At 69.4% G+C, this 15,324-nt stretch carries 14 protein-coding genes; 4 read left to right on the top strand and 10 right to left on the bottom strand.

The window, feature by feature from the left end:
- Positions 1-123 precede the first annotated feature (123 nt).
- From ACZ6O0_RS12895 to ACZ6O0_RS12905, 3 genes are read left to right on the top strand one after another with little or no spacing between them, the layout of a single operon-like run.
- Positions 124-1,377 (top strand): neutral zinc metallopeptidase, encoded by a 1,254-nt coding sequence (locus ACZ6O0_RS12895; RefSeq protein ID WP_465765023.1) that lies wholly within the window; start codon positions 124-126, stop codon positions 1,375-1,377.
- A gap of 24 nt (positions 1,378-1,401) precedes the next feature.
- Positions 1,402-2,736, top strand: a complete 1,335-nt coding sequence (locus tag ACZ6O0_RS12900; RefSeq protein ID WP_465765024.1) for a neutral zinc metallopeptidase — start codon at positions 1,402-1,404, stop codon at positions 2,734-2,736.
- Positions 2,736-3,650, top strand: coding sequence for a neutral zinc metallopeptidase (locus ACZ6O0_RS12905; protein WP_465765025.1), 915 nt, complete (start codon positions 2,736-2,738; stop codon positions 3,648-3,650). Before ACZ6O0_RS12900 ends, ACZ6O0_RS12905 begins: the two co-directional genes overlap by 1 nt.
- Here ACZ6O0_RS12905 and ACZ6O0_RS12910 read toward each other — a convergent pair.
- Positions 3,643-4,098 (bottom strand): GNAT family N-acetyltransferase, encoded by a 456-nt coding sequence (locus ACZ6O0_RS12910; protein WP_465765026.1) that lies wholly within the window; start codon positions 4,096-4,098, stop codon positions 3,643-3,645. The genes ACZ6O0_RS12905 and ACZ6O0_RS12910 overlap by 8 nt on opposite strands.
- Positions 4,099-4,332: 234 nt before the next feature.
- Between ACZ6O0_RS12910 and ACZ6O0_RS12915 the strand changes: the two genes are divergently transcribed.
- Complete coding sequence (locus ACZ6O0_RS12915) at positions 4,333-5,151, top strand: mechanosensitive ion channel family protein (RefSeq protein WP_465765027.1); 819 nt, start codon at positions 4,333-4,335, stop codon at positions 5,149-5,151.
- A gap of 51 nt (positions 5,152-5,202) precedes the next feature.
- Here the strand turns inward: ACZ6O0_RS12915 and ACZ6O0_RS12920 are convergent, their stop codons facing one another.
- The 9 genes from ACZ6O0_RS12920 to ACZ6O0_RS12960 form a co-directional block, all read right to left on the bottom strand.
- A complete protein-coding gene (locus ACZ6O0_RS12920; protein ID WP_465765028.1) occupies positions 5,203-6,000 on the bottom strand; it encodes an IclR family transcriptional regulator in 798 nt (265 codons plus the stop codon).
- Positions 6,001-6,062: 62 nt separating this feature from the next.
- The gene (locus tag ACZ6O0_RS12925; RefSeq protein WP_465765029.1) at positions 6,063-6,968 is read right to left on the bottom strand and encodes a beta/alpha barrel domain-containing protein; all 906 of its coding nucleotides are present in this window, start codon (positions 6,966-6,968) and stop codon (positions 6,063-6,065) included.
- A complete protein-coding gene (locus ACZ6O0_RS12930; RefSeq protein ID WP_465765030.1) occupies positions 6,965-8,215 on the bottom strand; it encodes a CaiB/BaiF CoA transferase family protein in 1,251 nt (416 codons plus the stop codon). The genes ACZ6O0_RS12925 and ACZ6O0_RS12930 overlap by 4 nt, the downstream gene beginning before the upstream one ends.
- 43 nt (positions 8,216-8,258) lie before the next feature.
- The gene (locus ACZ6O0_RS12935) at positions 8,259-9,707 is read right to left on the bottom strand and encodes a GntP family permease (protein ID WP_465765031.1); all 1,449 of its coding nucleotides are present in this window, start codon (positions 9,705-9,707) and stop codon (positions 8,259-8,261) included.
- 411 nt (positions 9,708-10,118) lie between these two features.
- On the bottom strand, positions 10,119-10,646 hold the full coding sequence (locus ACZ6O0_RS12940; RefSeq protein ID WP_465765032.1) for a hypothetical protein: 528 nt from the start codon (positions 10,644-10,646) through the stop codon (positions 10,119-10,121).
- 42 nt (positions 10,647-10,688) lie between these two features.
- Entirely contained in the window at positions 10,689-11,693 is a 1,005-nt protein-coding gene (locus tag ACZ6O0_RS12945; protein ID WP_465765033.1) for an N-acetylglucosamine kinase, read from the bottom strand.
- Entirely contained in the window at positions 11,684-12,937 is a 1,254-nt protein-coding gene (locus tag ACZ6O0_RS12950) for a 6-phospho-beta-glucosidase (protein WP_465765034.1), read from the bottom strand. The genes ACZ6O0_RS12945 and ACZ6O0_RS12950 overlap by 10 nt, the downstream gene beginning before the upstream one ends.
- A 9-nt stretch (positions 12,938-12,946) precedes the next feature.
- Entirely contained in the window at positions 12,947-14,134 is a 1,188-nt protein-coding gene (locus tag ACZ6O0_RS12955) for an ROK family transcriptional regulator (RefSeq protein WP_465765035.1), read from the bottom strand.
- A 208-nt stretch (positions 14,135-14,342) separates the two neighbouring features.
- A complete protein-coding gene (locus ACZ6O0_RS12960; RefSeq protein WP_465765036.1) occupies positions 14,343-15,320 on the bottom strand; it encodes a DUF2891 domain-containing protein in 978 nt (325 codons plus the stop codon).
- Positions 15,321-15,324: the final 4 nt, after the last annotated feature.

The following is a 15,324-nucleotide window of genomic DNA, read 5'->3' on the forward strand; positions in this document are numbered from 1 at the left end:
TGCAAAAAGGTTTCCGGGAGGGTGATCGAGGGCTTAGCATCCCGTTGGTTCGGGACCGGGGGGCATCCCGAGGGTCAGTGGGTCGACCGGCTGAGTCCGGTACTGGGGAGAAGCGGGGAATGCATGGCGGACAAGCCGGCGCCGAAGCCTGGTCACTTTCTGCCGGGGGGTGAGGGTGAGCAGGGTGCCACGGGCGAGACCCAGCGGGGGATCGCCGCGCCACGGGTGGGCCCGGACGGGACCCCGGCGACGCCGCGGCTGGGTGACGGCGGTTCCGCACCGCTGGCCGCCCCGACGCCGCGGCTCGGAGGCGAGGCACCGCCGACGCCGCCGCAGTTGACGGGCACGCGCATCGAGCCGAAGCGGCCCGGCCTGTCCGGGACGCGGCTGGGTCCGCCGCCGGCCGATGACCCGGCGGCCGAGGCGTACCGGCGGGTGTTCCATCCGGACCCGATCCCGTTCGTCCCGAAGAAGCGGTCGACGGCGCTGGTCGCCGCGATCGTCGTCGTGGCGCTCGTGGTCGTCGGTGGCGGAGTCGCGTTCGCGGCCAAGGTGCTCTCGTCGTACGACGACTTCGTGGCCAACCCGATGGGTTCGCCGTCCGTCCGGCCGAGCGGCGAGCCCTCGACCACCAAGCCGGCCGGCAAGCCGACGCCGGATGCCGACGTGGTCGCGAAGAACCCGCTCTACTCGGCCGGCAAGCTGCCCGTGGTGAAGTGCCAGGAGCCGGCGTACCGGCCGACGTCGAAGGAGAACGTCGTCTCCTACTACCAGGCCTTGATCACCTGTATGGACAAGGTGTGGGAGCCGATCGTCACGAAGGCCGGGTTCGAGTTCCGCTCGCCGCGGCTGATCGTCTTCGACGAAGGCCAGGAGACGGCGTGCGGCGTACAGAAGACGGTCTCGCGGTACTGCCAGGACGAGCAGGGCGGCAGCGTCACCATGCCGTGGCAGGGTCTGATGGACGAGTACCCGAAGCACAAGGCGGCGACCCGCGCCGAGATGGCCATGTCGCTCGGCTTCGTGTACGGCGCTCACCTGCAGAACCTGACCGGGATCTTCGAGGCGTCCGACAACCTGCGCGACACCGCGGCGAACGCGGTCGGGCAGTTGGAGCAGGACCGGCGGGCGGCCCTCCAGGCGAACTGTCTCTCGGCCGTCTTCTTCGGCGCGGCCAAGGGAAGCTTCCCGCTGCGCGGTGAACTGCTCCACCAGTGGACCTGGCTGATCCAGCACGGCGGCGACGAGCACACCAAGGACAAGGTCCGCGACCACGGCTCCGCCAAGAGCCTCACCCTGTGGATGAACCAGGGCTTCGCCAGTACCGATCCGGCGACCTGCAACACTTTCGTGGCAGCATCCGCCAAGGTCAGCTGACGCAGACGACGATGAGGACGACCGATGCCTGAGGACGACACCGACACCGGCTCCTCACCTGCCGCCGGGGCGGGGACCACTTCGCCCCGGCCCGGGCACTTCATGCCCGGCGGTTCCGGCGATGTGCTGACCGACAGCGACCTGGCCGCGGCGAGCCCGCTCACCGCGAACCGCCAGCAGCCGCCCGGTCTCGGCAAGGCCCGTGCGCTCTCCACCGGCGACGACACCCTGCGACGCAAGGCCCGTCCGCTCCCGGCCGACCCCGACGCGATCAGCGAGTACAGCGGTCCTCCCGTGGCACCGCTCGCCGGTGCTCCGCTGACGCCGCTGACCGGGACCCGGCGCAACGGTGGATCCCGCGTCGGCTGGCACTCGAACCCGTCCCGCGCCGGCGCCCAGTTCTCCGCCGAACCGCCGCCGGTCAAGCCACCGCGCCACTACTCGAAGGCCGTCATCGCCGGCCTCTCCGCCCTGGTGCTGATCATGCTCACCGGCGCCACCATCGCCGGTTTCAAACTCATCGACTCCTACGACAACCCCGTCGACAACCCCCTCGCCCGCCCCGAGGTCAAGAAGTCCGAGATCCCCATCCCCGTCCCACCGGACCCCACCGTCACCGTCACGGTCCCGTCGATCCCCGACATGGTCCGCCTGCAGAAGAACAAGATCTACACCGTCGGCAAGGTCGCCGCGGTCAACTGCAAAGAACCCGCGATCAAGCCGAACTCGCAGTCCGCGATCCTCAACTACTACAAGGCGCTGCTGCCCTGCCTGAACAAGGCGTGGGCGCCGGTGGTGACCAAGGCCGGCTACGACTTCCGGGCTCCGAAGGTGGTCCTGCAGACCAGCCAGGTGACAACGTCCAACGACTGCACGGGTGAGGCGGACACCGCCTACTACTGCAGCGAGGACGAGAGCATCAACATCAGCTGGAAGAACGACCTCGAGGCCTACAAGGACGATCCGCTCGCGGCCCGGGTCTGGATGCTCGACACGCTGGCCCACGAGTACGGCCACCACGTGCAGCAGATGACCGAGATGATCACCGCCTCGTTCTCCCGCGAAGGGTGGACGAAGTCCAAGTCGATGAAGCTGGAGTGGGCCCGCCGGCGCGAGCTGCAGGCGACCTGCTTCGGCGCGGTCTTCCTCGGCGCGAACAAGAAGGCGCTCGGTCTGAGCGGCGAGAAGCTGCACCTGTGGGAGTGGGAGACCCAGCACAGCGGCGACGAGTACAACCCGAAGAAGGTCCGCGACCACGGTTCGCGCAAGAGCCAGTGGGTGTGGGCCGGTCCCGCGTTCAAGTCCGCGAGCCCGGCGTCGTGCAACACCTTCAGCGCGCCGGCTGCGAAGGTCAGCTGATGTCCCGTACGGCGAAGGCCGGGTTTGCGGTTGTCGCCGTACTGGCGTTGACGGCGGCGTGTGGGCGGTCCGCGACACCCGTGGAGGTGGAGGCTGCGGTGACGCCTGTGTCCACTCCTACTCCGACACCTACTCCGGCGCCCAAGCCGACTGCTTCGACACCTGCGGTGCTGCCGTCGGTTGATCTGCGGGACGGGGTGCTGAAGAGCAAGCTGTACACGGCGGGGAAGGTGCCGGCGGTGCGGTGCGCGTTGCCGCGGCCGAATCTGACCACCAAGGCCGGGATGCTCGCCTATGCCCAGGTGTTCGTCACCTGCATGGACAAAGCCTGGGCGCCGGTGGTCGAGCGCTCCGACGCGTACCTCGTGCCGCCGAAGATCTCCGCGTACAGCCTGCGCCATCCCTCCGCCACGCCGGCCGAGTGCGCGGACCCGCTGAAGAACGCCGACGCGTTCTACCGTCAGGGCGGCATGACCGGCCAGATCTGCTTCGACTACGACACCTTCCTCGGCGCGGACGACCCGGTCGGGAACCTGATCGACTTCGAGCAGTTGCTCGCCCACGAATACGGGCACCACGTGCAGAAGTCGGTCGGCATCCTCACGCTGTACAACGAGCTCTACCGCGGCAAGACCGAAGCCGGCCAGCTGGAGATCCAGCGTCGCAAGGAGTTGCAGGCCAGCTGCCTCGGCGCCGCGTTCCTGGGCGCGAACAAGAGCACCTTCCAACTGAGTGGTCGCCGCCTCGCGATCTGGCAGAACATCGTCCGGCACGTCGGCGACGAGTACAACGACGCCCACATCCGCGATCACGGCTCCCGCAAGAACCACGCCTACTGGACCCTGCGAGCCTTCACCGCCGCGAATCCCGCGGCCTGCAACACCTTCACCGCCCCGGGGAAACGAGTCAGCTGAGCTTGAGTTTGAAGCCCTCGTGGGAGTTGGTGAAGCCGAGGCGGTCGTAGAAGCGGTGGGCGGCGGTCCGGGTCTTGTCCGAGGTGAGCTGGACCAGCGTGCAGTCGCGGGCGCGGGACTCCTCGATCGCCCACTGGATGAGCGTCGTACCGAGGCCCGAGCCGCGGGCGGGACCGGTGACGCGGACAGCTTCGATCAGCCCGCGGGACGAGCCGCGGCGGGACAGGCCCGGGATGATCGTGAGCTGCAGCGTGCCGACCAGCTCATCGTTGCGTTCGGCAACTACCAGGACCTGGTTCGGGTCGGTGTCGATGCGCTCGAAGGCCCGCAGGTACGGCGTCAGGTCGTCGGTCGACTCCCGCGTCGCGCCGAGCTGGTCGTCGGCGATCATCCCGACGATCCCGGCGACGTCGGCGGCGGTGGCACGGCGGATCACCAGATCGTTCATGGTGGCAGCATCTCAAATCGCTGAAGCGGTTCAGCGGGCGGGGTAACGACCGTCGAACCCGGACGGTGATTGCCTTATGCAAGGATCTTTCCCCGCCCACCACGCCGCGAGGACTGTTTGCCCTGCGCAACGACGGGTACGAGTCATACTGGACACCACTGCATCCGCCCGTGCCGGGGTCGTGTGCGGTGCTGCGCGACAGCGGATGCGGGCCCAGTCCGGAAGGAAGATCCGATGTTCGCGTTAGCGATCGACTTCACCCAACCGTTCGAAGATGCCTTCAGCAAGCTGCTGTCGTTCGTCCCGAACCTGCTCGGCGGTCTGGTCATCCTGGTGGTCGGCTACGTCGTCGCCAGGGTGCTCGGGAAGCTCGTCGGCAAGCTGCTCGGCCGGGTCGGGTTCGACCAGTGGATGGAACGAGCCGGCGTGTCCGGTGTGCTGCAGCGGTCCGGCACGGGGCTGACCGCTTCGGCGATGCTGGGCAAGGTCGTGTTCTGGTTCGTGTTCCTGATCAGCTTCACGATGTTCGCCTCCGCGCTCGGGGTCCCGGAGATCTCGAACTTCATGAGCGACATGCTCGGCTACATCCCGCGGATCTTCGCCGCGATCGTGATCGTCTGCCTGGCCGCGCTGTTCGCGAACTTCCTGGCCGCGATCATCCGCGGCGCCACCGGGAACGAGACGCTGGCCAAGGTCGGCCGGTACGCGATCCTGGTGTACGCCGCCTTCGCCGCGCTGACCCAGCTCGGGATCGCCGTCCAGCTGACCGGCAACACCCTGCTGATCGTCCTCGCCGGCGCAGCCCTCGCCCTCGGTCTCGCTTTCGGCCTCGGGGGCCGCGAGATGGCCGGCCGGGCCCTCACCAACCTCTTCGACCGCGACACCATGGTCAAGCCCACCGGCTCGAACGGGACGGCACAGGCTGGTTACCAGAACCAGTCCCCGGCCGCTTACCCGCCCGCGCCGCAACCACACGCAACCCACGCCGCTCCCCAGTCAGGCGGCTGGTCCAACGGCACCCCACCCAACAGCAACTGGGAAGGCCAGCAGTAACCAGTCACAGGACGCATCGAACGGGCGGCATCCTCGCGGGTGCCGCCCGTTTCAGAGGGTGACGCCTGTGGTGGGGAAGCGGCCGCCTAGGAGGCGGGTGGCTTGTTCGGCGGACTCTACGAGGAGGTCGAGCCAGTCGAGGCAGCGGTCCAGCGGCATGCGGATGGTCGGGCCGCTGATGGTGAGGCAGCCGGCCAGTTCGCCGTTGGCCTTGAAGACGGGGACGGACAGGCCGGACGCGCCCTGCTCACGTTCGCCGATGGTGATCGCGTAGCCGTCGGCCCGGGTCTGCTTGATCACGGCGGCCAACTCGTCCGCGCTGGTGATGGTGCTGCCGGTGATCGGCCCGAGCGGCTGCGCGAGTACCGTCTGAGCGAGTGACTCGTCCCAGGCCAGCAGGACGCGACCGGCCGAGCCCGCGTGCAGCGGCATGATCTTGCCGACGTGCATCTCCCGGCGGAGCGCGTGGTTCGTCTCGGCGAGCGCCACACAGACCCGGTGACCCTGCTCGGCCCGGAAGAACGACGCCGTCTCGCCGGTGACGTCGCGCAACTGCCGCAGGACCGGCACGATCAGGTCGAGGACGTCGACCCCCTTCACCGCGGGCGCGGCCCAGTACGCCATCTTCACGCCGATCCGCACCTGGTCGCCCTGCCGGTCCAGGAACCCGAGCGCGACCATGTTCGTGACGAGCCGCTGCACGGTCGACGTCGGGAACCCGGTCGCGTCGCGGATCTCGCCCAGGCTCAGCGACGGCCGGTCGAGCGAGAACGCGTCGAGAATCTCCCCGATCTTGCCGAGCACCAGAAGAGGCTGCCCGTTCCCACCACCCGGATCCGCTGTCGCCATGTGATCAGCGTAGGTGAAGCGCGAAGGGGAGCCGACCGGGGAGAGGAGGCCCGGCCGGCCGGTCATGATGCCCACGGGAAGGACGTCGTACTCGCGTGGGCGCCGTCGGCGGCCCGGGAGCGGTTCGGCTCACCGAGGCCGGCCAGGAGGTCGCCGGCCAGGCGGACGAGCTCGCTGAACTTCGCGGGGGTCAGCCAGTCGGGGCGGAGGGCGAAGACCAGGTCCTCGGTGGCCGTGTTCCCGGCGGCGCCGGGCGCGAACGGGCAGCCGCCGAGCCCGCCGAGCGAGCCGTCGACGGTGGTGGCGCCGGCCTCGATGGCGGTCAGGCTGTTCGCCACTCCGAGGCCCCAGGTGTCATGGCCGTGGTACACGATCGGCCGGTCGTCGACCGACGCCGTCCGCCCGACCAGGTACCGGACCTGCGCCGGGATCGCCTGGCCGAGCGTGTCGCACAGCACGACCTCACTGGTCCCGTCGGTCCGGTGATCGAGCACGATGTCCAGCACTCGGTCCGCCGGCACCTCCCCTTCGAACGGACAGGTGAACGCGGTCGCGATGCACAACTGCAGCTCGCCCGACACGGCGTCCGCGGCCTCCAGTGCGGCCGGCAACGCGGCCAGGCTGTCCTCGGTCGAGCGCCCAATGTTCGCCTGGTTGTGCTTGTCCGACGCCGACAAGCAGTACTGGAAGTTCCGCGCGCCCGCCTCGGCCGCCCGCGCCACGTGCCGCGGGGTCGCGACCCAGATCCAGCACTTCTCCAGCTCCGCCGGAGTCAGCGCCCGGATCACGTCGATCGTGTCGGCGACCGCGGGCACCAGGTCCGGCCGTGCCATCGACCCGATCTCCAGCGCCGGAACCCCGAGCTCGAGCAACGACCGGATCAGCGAGATTTTACGGGCCGTAGGCAACGGTTTCCCGGTCAGCTGCAACCCGTCCCGCAACGTCACATCGCGCAGCGCGATACTCATGAGGCCTCCTCGAGGTCGTGCGTCCCGCGCCGGATCTCGGCCGCGGTCAGCCCGAGCAGTTCGCCCAGCACCTCTTCGGTGTGCTCGCCGAGCTCCGGTCCGAGAGTCCGGATCGGCAACGACCGCTGGCCGATCACGGGCACGACGCCGGGGAAGCCGACATCCTTCAGCACCTCGGCGCCGTTCGACACGTCGAAGCGCTGGATCATCGACCGCGCCGCGTACTGCTCGTCCTGGCTGATCTCCCGTGCGGTGTAGATCGGCCCGCACGGTACGCCGGCCTGCTCGAGCTCCTCGATCGCCGCAGCAGCCGACCGTCCGGCCGTCCACACGCCGATCGCCTCGTCGAGCTCGTCACGACGGGCCCACCGGCCGGCGTTCGACCGCAGCTCGGGATCGTTCGCGAGATCGCCGCGACCGATCAGCGTCATCAGTCGCTGGAAGATCCGGTCGCCGTTGCCCGCGACGATGATGCTGTCGCCGTCCTGGCACAGGTACGCGTTCGACGGCGCGATCCCCTCCATCCGGCCACCGATCCGCTCACGGAGTACGTCGTACGCCTCGTAGTCCGGGATCAGCGACTCCATCATCGACAGCATCGACTCGTTCAGCGCCACGTCGATGATCCGCTCCGCCAGCGAGGCCGGGGGCAGTCCGGCGGTACGCCGTACGTCGCGCTGGTAGAGCGCCATCACCGAGCCGAAGCCGGCGTAGAGGCCCGCGATCGAGTCACCGATCGAGATCCCGACCCGCGCCGGCGGTCGGTCCGGGTGACCGACGAGCTCGCGGAAGCCGCCGTGCGCCTCGGCGACCGCCGCGAAGCCCGGCCGGTCGGACATCGGACCGGTCTGGCCGAACGCGGAGATCCGCGTGAGCACCAGCTCCGGGTTCACCGCGCTCAGGACTTCGGGACCGATGCCCCAGGCCTCGAGCGTGCCGGGCCGGAAGTTCTCCAGCACGACATCGCAGTGCCGGGCCAGGTCGATCACGGTCTGCCGGCCGAACTCGCTGCGCAGGTCCAGCTCGATCGACTTCTTGTTGCGGTTGATCGTCCGGTAGAGCAGCGAGGTCGTTCCGGCGTACAAGCGCCAGTTGCGCAGTTCGTCGCCGGTGCCGGGGCGTTCGACCTTGATCACCTCCGCGCCGAAGTCGGCCAGCAGACGGCCGGCGGTGGGCGCGGCGATGTAGTTGCCCAGCTCGAGGACCCGGACACCGGCCAGTGGCGCCGGCGACTCGCTCGTGGTCATATCGGTAGCTCTCCCGAGGTTTGGTGGATCAGGGGTTGGCGGATCAGAACAGCAGGCTGATCGGCATCAGCAGGACGATCGCGACCACCGAGGCGACGGACACGCCGACCGTGCAGCTCTTCAGCGTGCCGCGGGTGGTCTGGCCCATCAGTGCCTGCAGCAGCCAGAAGGTGTTGCTGGTGACGTGGACGGCGAACAGTGAGCCGGAGCCGGCCGCCAACGCGATCAGGACCGGGTCGAGGCCGAGCGCCGGGGCGATCGGGGCGAGGATGCCGGCCGCGGTGATAGCGGAGATGGTGACCGAGCCGACCGCGACGTGCAGGGCGGCGGCCATCACCCAGACCAGCAGCAGCGGCGCGACCGTGTTCGCGCTGAAGTAGCCGCGCAGGATGTCGCCGAGTCCGCCGGCCGCGACCACGGCCGCGAGCGAACCACCGACGGCGGTGAGGATCAGGATCTGGCCGCTCTCCTTGAATCCACGGGCGATCGCCTTCTCGACCCGCGGCTGACCCATCGCGTACCGGCCGACCAGGCAGGTGCCGACGAGGCCGACGAGCAAGGCGACCACGGGGTCGGAGATCAGTGCGACGACCTTGTTGTTCCAGTCGGAGGCTTCCGCGATCGCGCCGAAACCGATCAGTGTCAGCGCGAGGAGCAGCGGGACGAACAGGACGAGGAGCGGGGGCTGTCCGGTCTCGTCGACGCCGGTGGCGTCACCAGCACCACCGGTGCGGACACCATTCGCGGAGGCCGCGGTCGAGGTGCTGCCACCGCCGACGGTGACGGCTTCCTTGACCTCGACGGTCTCCGCTTCCTTCACCTCGACGGTCTCCGTGATGACGGCCTGCTGCTCGTCGACCGACTCGTTCCAGAAGCCGCGGCGGAACAGGAACGTCATGATCGCGATCGCGATCAGCACGGTCGGGATGATCAGCAGCAGGCCCCACAGCAGCATCTTCCCGAGCGGGACGTGCAGCAGCGCGGACAACGCCAGCGCGCCGACACCGGGGACCATCAGGACGATGCCGCACTCGAGGCCGATCGCCAGCGCGGTCGCCATCCGGGCGTTGCCGAGCGGGCCGATCCGCTTCGCCGCCGACCGGGCCAGCGGGGCCGAGATCACCAGCAGGACGTCGAGGTAGATGGACTGCAGCAGGGTGGCGATGGTCAGTGCCATCGAGTACGGCAGCCGCTTCGGTCCGAAGAGCGTGAGCAGGTGCTTGACCAGGCGCTCGATCGCGCCGAGCTCCTGCAGGATCGAGCCCATCAGCACACCGAAGGCGATCAGCAGGCCGACCTCGGCCATGATGTCGCCGAAGCCCTTGGTGATGGTCTCGACCGTCTTGTCCAGGCCGAGCTTGCTGACCAGACCGAGGTACAGCGAGCCGACCACCAGGGAGATCACCGGGTTGACCCGGAACCGGACGATGAGGACCACGATGGCGAGGATCGCCACCGCGGTGTTGATCAGTACTCCGACGTCAGAAGTCATGGGCGCTGTCCTTGATCGGGGGAGCGGGGCAGTTGAAGGAGGGACTGCTCGCTCACAATGTGAACATAGACCCACGAAGTAGGCAAGATGTCGGGCGTGCTACATCTGAGAACACTTCGGAAACAACGACTACGGCCGCCGCTCCCGAGGGTGCGACGGCTGTGACAACAGGTGACGAAGATCTCAGTAAGAAACCCGCCCACCCCCGCGCTGCGCGCGGAGGTGGGCGGGTGCAAGAGCAGAGCCGGCAGGTATGCAGGGGTCACGTGGTGGGCGAGTGGGGGGTGCCGCGACGGCGGCACCTGCCCGGTGGTGATGGATGCCGCGAGGCGGCGCTTGCCTGGTGGTGTGTGCCTGCGCGGACGGTGGCGGGCGGGTTGCCGTGGTGGGTGGCAGGCGGTGTGTGGCCGGTTAGCTCTGGGTGTCGGGGCCGGAGCGGCGGACGTCTTCTACTTTGGTCATTGCCTCGCGGAGGTCGGCGAGCCAGGTTTCGCTGTGTTGGGCGACGAGTTTGACGCACCAGCCGAGGGCGTCGCTGCGGGAGCGGGCCACGCCGGCGTCGACGAGGGTGTCGAGGACCTGGCGTTCGGGCTGGCGGAGCCGCGTCATCACGGGGGCGGACAGGGACGTGAAGATCGTCCGGGTGTCGCCGCACCGGACGCCCCAGGCGACCTTGCGCCGGGTGGCGTGCTCGAGCTCGCGGGCGATCTCGATCCGCCGCTCCCGGGTGTCCTCGCGGAACTGCTTGATCCGGCCGTCCTCGGCGGCCGACCGCTCGGCCGCGCTCACGTCGCCGGCCTGCTCCGGCGCCGGGATCCGGCCGACGATCAGGATCTCGTCCCGGTCGATGGTCAGCTCCGCCTCGCCGTCGAACCACTCACCCGGCAGCCGGCCGGTCAGCCACCCGCGCACCTTCTCCTGCTCTGTCTTTGTACTCATGTAATCATGATTACACCACTGCAGAACCCCTTTTCAAGGCCCTCACGCAGCGGGCGAGGGAGCGAACGCCGCTCGCAGCCGGGCCTGAGCCCCCGGGCCGGCCGCCGTACGATCCAGCCCGAGCAACGCCGCACCCACAACCGGCGGTACGTCGACCACCCGCGGCACCGCCCTCGGTGCCACCTCCGCCAGCAGTAGTACGACGCGATCGATCAGCACCGAATGCCCACCCGTGAGCACCCCGCCACCCAGCACCACGGTCACCGGTTCACCCAGCAACTCGAGTCGCCGAAGCGCACTGACCGCCATCGCGACGATCTCCTCCGCCTGCTGCTGAACGATGCCAAGAGCAACGACATCCCCAGCAGCCGCGACCTCGAACAGCACCGGCACCGCCTCCAGTTGCCGCTCGACCGCCAGCTCCCCGAAGTGGAACGCCTCGATCACCGCGCCGAGCGACGGCAGACCGAAGTACGCCGGAAGCGCGGTGAGCAACGCGGTCCCGGGACCACGACCATCGTCCGCCCGCGACGCGGAGTAGAACGCCTCCTCGGCCAACTGCGCCCCACCGCCCCAATCGCCGGTGAGCTTCCCCAGCGCCGGGAACCGAGCAGTCCGCCCGTCCGGCAGCACTCCCGAGCAGTTGATCCCCGCACCGCACACCACCGCCACGCCCCGCGACTCGTCCACACCTGAACGCAGCAAGGCGAAAGTGTCGTTGGTGACGTACACCGACTCCGCCCAGCCCCGAGCCTCGAACGCCGCGGTCAGCCACTCCTCCTCGATCGGCAGGTCGGCGTTCGCCAGGCACGCCGACACCTGCTGCACGAAAGGCACCTCATCTACCCGCAAGCCGGCCTCCGCCGCCGCAGCGCGAACCAACGGCTCCAACTCCGCCACCGCCGCGTCGGGCCCGACCTTCTGCGGTTCGAACCCACCACCACGCGCCGTACCAAGCACCGTCCCGTCCGCAGCGACCAGCGCCACGTCCGTCTTGCTGTTCCCCGCGTCGAAAGCGAGCACGCCTCCGGGGACCGTCACGCCCATGGCAGATAGGCCTGATTGTGCGCCAGCAGCTTGTCCGTCAGCTCCCGTGCGATGGAGATCTGCCCGACCAGCGGATGTGCCAGCAGGGCCTCGAACACCCGGTCCGATCCACCCTTCACCGCAGCCTCCAGCGCCAGGTCCTCGTACGCCGTCACATGCGCGACCAGACCGGCGTACAAGGTCTCCAGTGCGGCCACCGGCTCGGGTGTCGCGCCCTCGGCGCCGACCGTCGCCGGCACCTCGATGACAGCATCGTCGGGCAGGAAGGGGAACGTGCCGTTGTTGAGGGTGTTCACCACCTGCACGTCGCCGGTGTTGTTCAGCAGCGACGACGCGAGTGCCACGGCCGCCTCGGAGTAGTACGCCCCACCGCGTTGCTCCAGCAGGGCGGGCTTCTCGTCGAGCATCGGGTCGGCGTACATGTCCAGCAACTGCTTCTCGAGCGCGGCCACCTCAGCAGCACGCGACGGCTTGGTGAGCAGCTCCTGCACCACCTGGTCGTGTGCGTAGTAGTAGCGCAGGTAGTACGACGGCACGACGCCCAACTGCCGCACCACGTCGGCCGGCAGGAACAGCTCGTCGGACAGCTCGTCCACGTGTTCGGACAGCAGCTTCGGCAGCATGTCCTCGCCGTTCACGCGGACAGCGCGCTCCCAGGTCAGGTGATTGAGTCCGACGTGGTCCAGCGACACCTCCTCTGGCGTGACCCCGAGCAGCTGGGCGAACCGTCGCTGGAACCCGATGGCCACGTTGCACAGGCCAACCGCTTTGTGCCCGTGCGACAACAGCGCCCGGGTCACGATCCCCACCGGGTTGGTGAAGTCGATGATCCACGCGTCCGGGTTGGTACGCCGTACTCGCTCGGCGATATCCAGTACGACGGGAACGGTCCGGAGCGCCTTCGCCAGACCACCGGCCCCCGTCGTCTCCTGGCCGACGCAACCGCACTCCAGCGGCCACGTCTCGTCCTCGTTGCGGGCCGCCTGACCACCGACGCGCAACTGCAGCAGTACGGCGTCCGCACCGTCGATGCCCGCGTCGAGATCGGATGTGGTGATCACCCGGCCCGGATGCCCTTGTTTGGCGAAGATGCGACGGGCCAGACCGCCGACCAGGTCGAGGCGGTCGGTCGCTGGATCGACGAGCACCAGCTCGGACACCGGCAGTGTGTCCCGCATCCGGGCGAAGCCGTCGACGAGTTCGGGCGTGTAGGTGGATCCGCCACCAACGACTGTGAGTTTCACCCTTGGCTCCTAGGTGATGGGTGGACCCGCGGTGTCGAAGACTTCGTCGCGGGTGGTGGTCAGGGCGCACTGGAGTGCTCCGGAGAGCACGGGGTCGGTGCCGAGGGCGGTCATCAGCAACCGCGGCCGGGGTACGGCGAGATCGGCGAGCTCGTCCTGGATCAGTCCGCGCAGGCGCTCGCCGCCGGCCGTGATCACCCCGCCGGCCAGCACGATCAGCTCTGGGTCGACGACCGCGACGATCGCGGCCAGGCCGACGGCCAGCCGGTGCGCGAACTCGGCCAGTACCGCGTCGCCCGCGCCCTCGGTCTGCAGTGCGGTCTCGATCGCGGCCTCCGGCGTCCGGGCCTTCAGGCCGTGCTCACGGGCCAGTTGCAGCACCGGTTCGCCTCCGGCGAGCTCCTGGAAACCGCCGGCGTTGTTCCGGCTGACGTTGCGGACCAGCGGCGTACCGGGCAGGGGCAGGAACGCGACCTCGCCGGCGCCGCCGGTCGCGCCGCGGTGCAGCCGGCCGTTGATCACGACCGCCGCGCCGATGCCCTCCTCGCCCCAGAGCAGCACGAAGTTGTCGCTGTCCCGGGCATGGCCGACCTGCTGCTCGGCGATGGCGGCCAGGTTGACGTCGTTCTCCACCTCGAGCGGTACGGCGATCGCCGCGGACAGCTCCTCGAGCAGGTGGGGCGCGTGCCAGCCAGGCAGGTGGGTCGCGTACCGCAGCCGCCCGGTGGTCGGGTCGAAGCCCCCCGGGGTACCGATCGCCACGCGATGCAGCCGCTCGCGGTTCAGGCCCGCTTCGCCGGCGGCGCCGTCGAGTGCCTTGAGTACACGGTCCACGGTGCCCTTGGCGCTGCGGCCGGGGGTGGGCAGCTCGTAGCTGCCGACCACCTTCCCGGTGAGGTCCGCGACGGCCGAGCGGATCCGGGCCGGCGTGACGTCGAGGCCGGCGACGTACGCGATCCCGCCGTTGATCTCGTACAGCTGCGCGTTCGGGCCGGGACGGCCGCCGCTGGTCCCGCTGGCGCGGACCAGGCCGGCGGCCTCGAGGCGCGCGAGCAGCTGCGATGCGGTCGGCTTCGACAGGCCGGTGAGGTTGCCGAGAGTGGTGCGGGACAGCGGGCCCTGGCTGAGCAGCAGGTCCAGGGCGGCGCGGTCGTTCATCGCGCGGAGCAGGCGCGGCGTTCCGGGTGTCGTTGCCATGAGCTAACCCTGCCTCCCTCCGCCGGATCCGTGCGGTCGGCTCGCTGATCACGCGAACTGTTAGGAAAGTTTCCTATTAACGCGAGACCGTACGGCGGACTGCTCGGAGTGTCAATCGTTGCGGTGAGTCAGGGTTACCGGAAAGACCACGCTGGCTGCTGTCGCGGCCGGTATGCGCAGCTCTGGCGGAGCTGCTCCGGGGTAGTGGCTACGCCTGATCGGCCAGGAGAGCGAACGACACCAGCCAGTGCGTCGACATGAAGTCTCCGCCGGTCACGGTCGGGAGCACTGCCTCGATCTGACGGTCCGCACCTTCACGCAGCGTCGCTGCGACGTCGGGCAGCGCCGGGGCGATCGTGCGGAGCTGCCAAGCGCGTGACAGCGCCAGGCCGGAGAGATGTGCCAGTTGTCCGTCACCGGAGTCGTCGGTGACGGGCACCTCGAGCAGGTGCTGGTGTGCGTCGGCGCCGAGACCGGGGAGGAACGCGGTCAGCCAGGTGGCGAACTCGTCGGCCGGCAGCACACGGCGCATCAGTTCCGCCTCGGACAGCGCCGGTGACAGGAAGTCGGTCCCGGACGGCTCGAAGCGGGTGTCGTACGCCGTGTCGTCGCCGAACCACTCGATCGCGCGGCGGCGGATCGCGTCCACCACGTCCGCCCGGCCGAGGTCGTCGTACGCCTCGTGCAGCAGCGCCAGGGCGAAGGCGCTGTTCAGGTGGACGCCGTGGCGGACCGGGTAGGCCTGCCGCGGCAGCCAGCCGAGGACGAGGTCGGCGATCACGTCGCCGAGCGGGGTCAGTGCGGCCGCCCAGGTCTTTGCCTCGGGCAACTTGTGCGCGGCGGCGACCAGCATCGCCGCCCAGGCCCATCCGTACGGGCGTTCGTACGACGGCCGGTCGCGCAGGTACGCCGCCTCGGTCGCGATCGCCTCGGTGGTGAGCCGCCGGTCCAGGACCTCGACCGGGCGCGGGCCGGCCTGGTCCGGTGCCAGCGTCAGCAACCGGACCAGGGACCACTGCATGTGCGCGCTGGAGTGCCAGTCGTAGGACCCGTGGAACGCCGGGTGCAGGCGATCCGGGGTCACGTCGACGTCGTCAGGGCCGTTCGATGCGTGGGCGGATCCGTACGGGTACGGGGTTTCGAGCACCTCGCAGGCGATGGCGGCCCAGTCAGCGGCGTACTTCATGGCA

It is taken from the genome of Kribbella sp. NPDC048837 (assembly GCF_055586945.1).

Excerpts from the sequence above, each read along its gene's own strand:
- ACZ6O0_RS12920 (WP_465765028.1), bottom strand. The coding sequence starts at position 6,000 with ATGGCGACAGCGGATCCGGGTGGTGGGAACGGGCAGCCTCTTCTGGTG.
- ACZ6O0_RS12905 (WP_465765025.1), top strand. The coding sequence starts at position 2,736 with ATGTCCCGTACGGCGAAGGCCGGGTTTGCGGTTGTCGCCGTACTGGCG.
- ACZ6O0_RS12945 (WP_465765033.1), bottom strand. The coding sequence starts at position 11,693 with ATGGGCGTGACGGTCCCCGGAGGCGTGCTCGCTTTCGACGCGGGGAAC.
- ACZ6O0_RS12925 (WP_465765029.1), bottom strand. The coding sequence starts at position 6,968 with ATGAGTATCGCGCTGCGCGATGTGACGTTGCGGGACGGGTTGCAGCTG.
- ACZ6O0_RS12935 (WP_465765031.1), bottom strand. The coding sequence starts at position 9,707 with ATGACTTCTGACGTCGGAGTACTGATCAACACCGCGGTGGCGATCCTC.
- ACZ6O0_RS12930 (WP_465765030.1), bottom strand. The coding sequence starts at position 8,215 with ATGACCACGAGCGAGTCGCCGGCGCCACTGGCCGGTGTCCGGGTCCTC.
- ACZ6O0_RS12895 (WP_465765023.1), top strand. The coding sequence starts at position 124 with ATGGCGGACAAGCCGGCGCCGAAGCCTGGTCACTTTCTGCCGGGGGGT.
- ACZ6O0_RS12915 (WP_465765027.1), top strand. The coding sequence starts at position 4,333 with ATGTTCGCGTTAGCGATCGACTTCACCCAACCGTTCGAAGATGCCTTC.
- ACZ6O0_RS12910 (WP_465765026.1), bottom strand. The coding sequence starts at position 4,098 with ATGAACGATCTGGTGATCCGCCGTGCCACCGCCGCCGACGTCGCCGGG.
- ACZ6O0_RS12960 (WP_465765036.1), bottom strand. The coding sequence starts at position 15,320 with ATGAAGTACGCCGCTGACTGGGCCGCCATCGCCTGCGAGGTGCTCGAA.
- ACZ6O0_RS12900 (WP_465765024.1), top strand. The coding sequence starts at position 1,402 with ATGCCTGAGGACGACACCGACACCGGCTCCTCACCTGCCGCCGGGGCG.
- ACZ6O0_RS12955 (WP_465765035.1), bottom strand. The coding sequence starts at position 14,134 with ATGGCAACGACACCCGGAACGCCGCGCCTGCTCCGCGCGATGAACGAC.
- ACZ6O0_RS12940 (WP_465765032.1), bottom strand. The coding sequence starts at position 10,646 with ATGAGTACAAAGACAGAGCAGGAGAAGGTGCGCGGGTGGCTGACCGGC.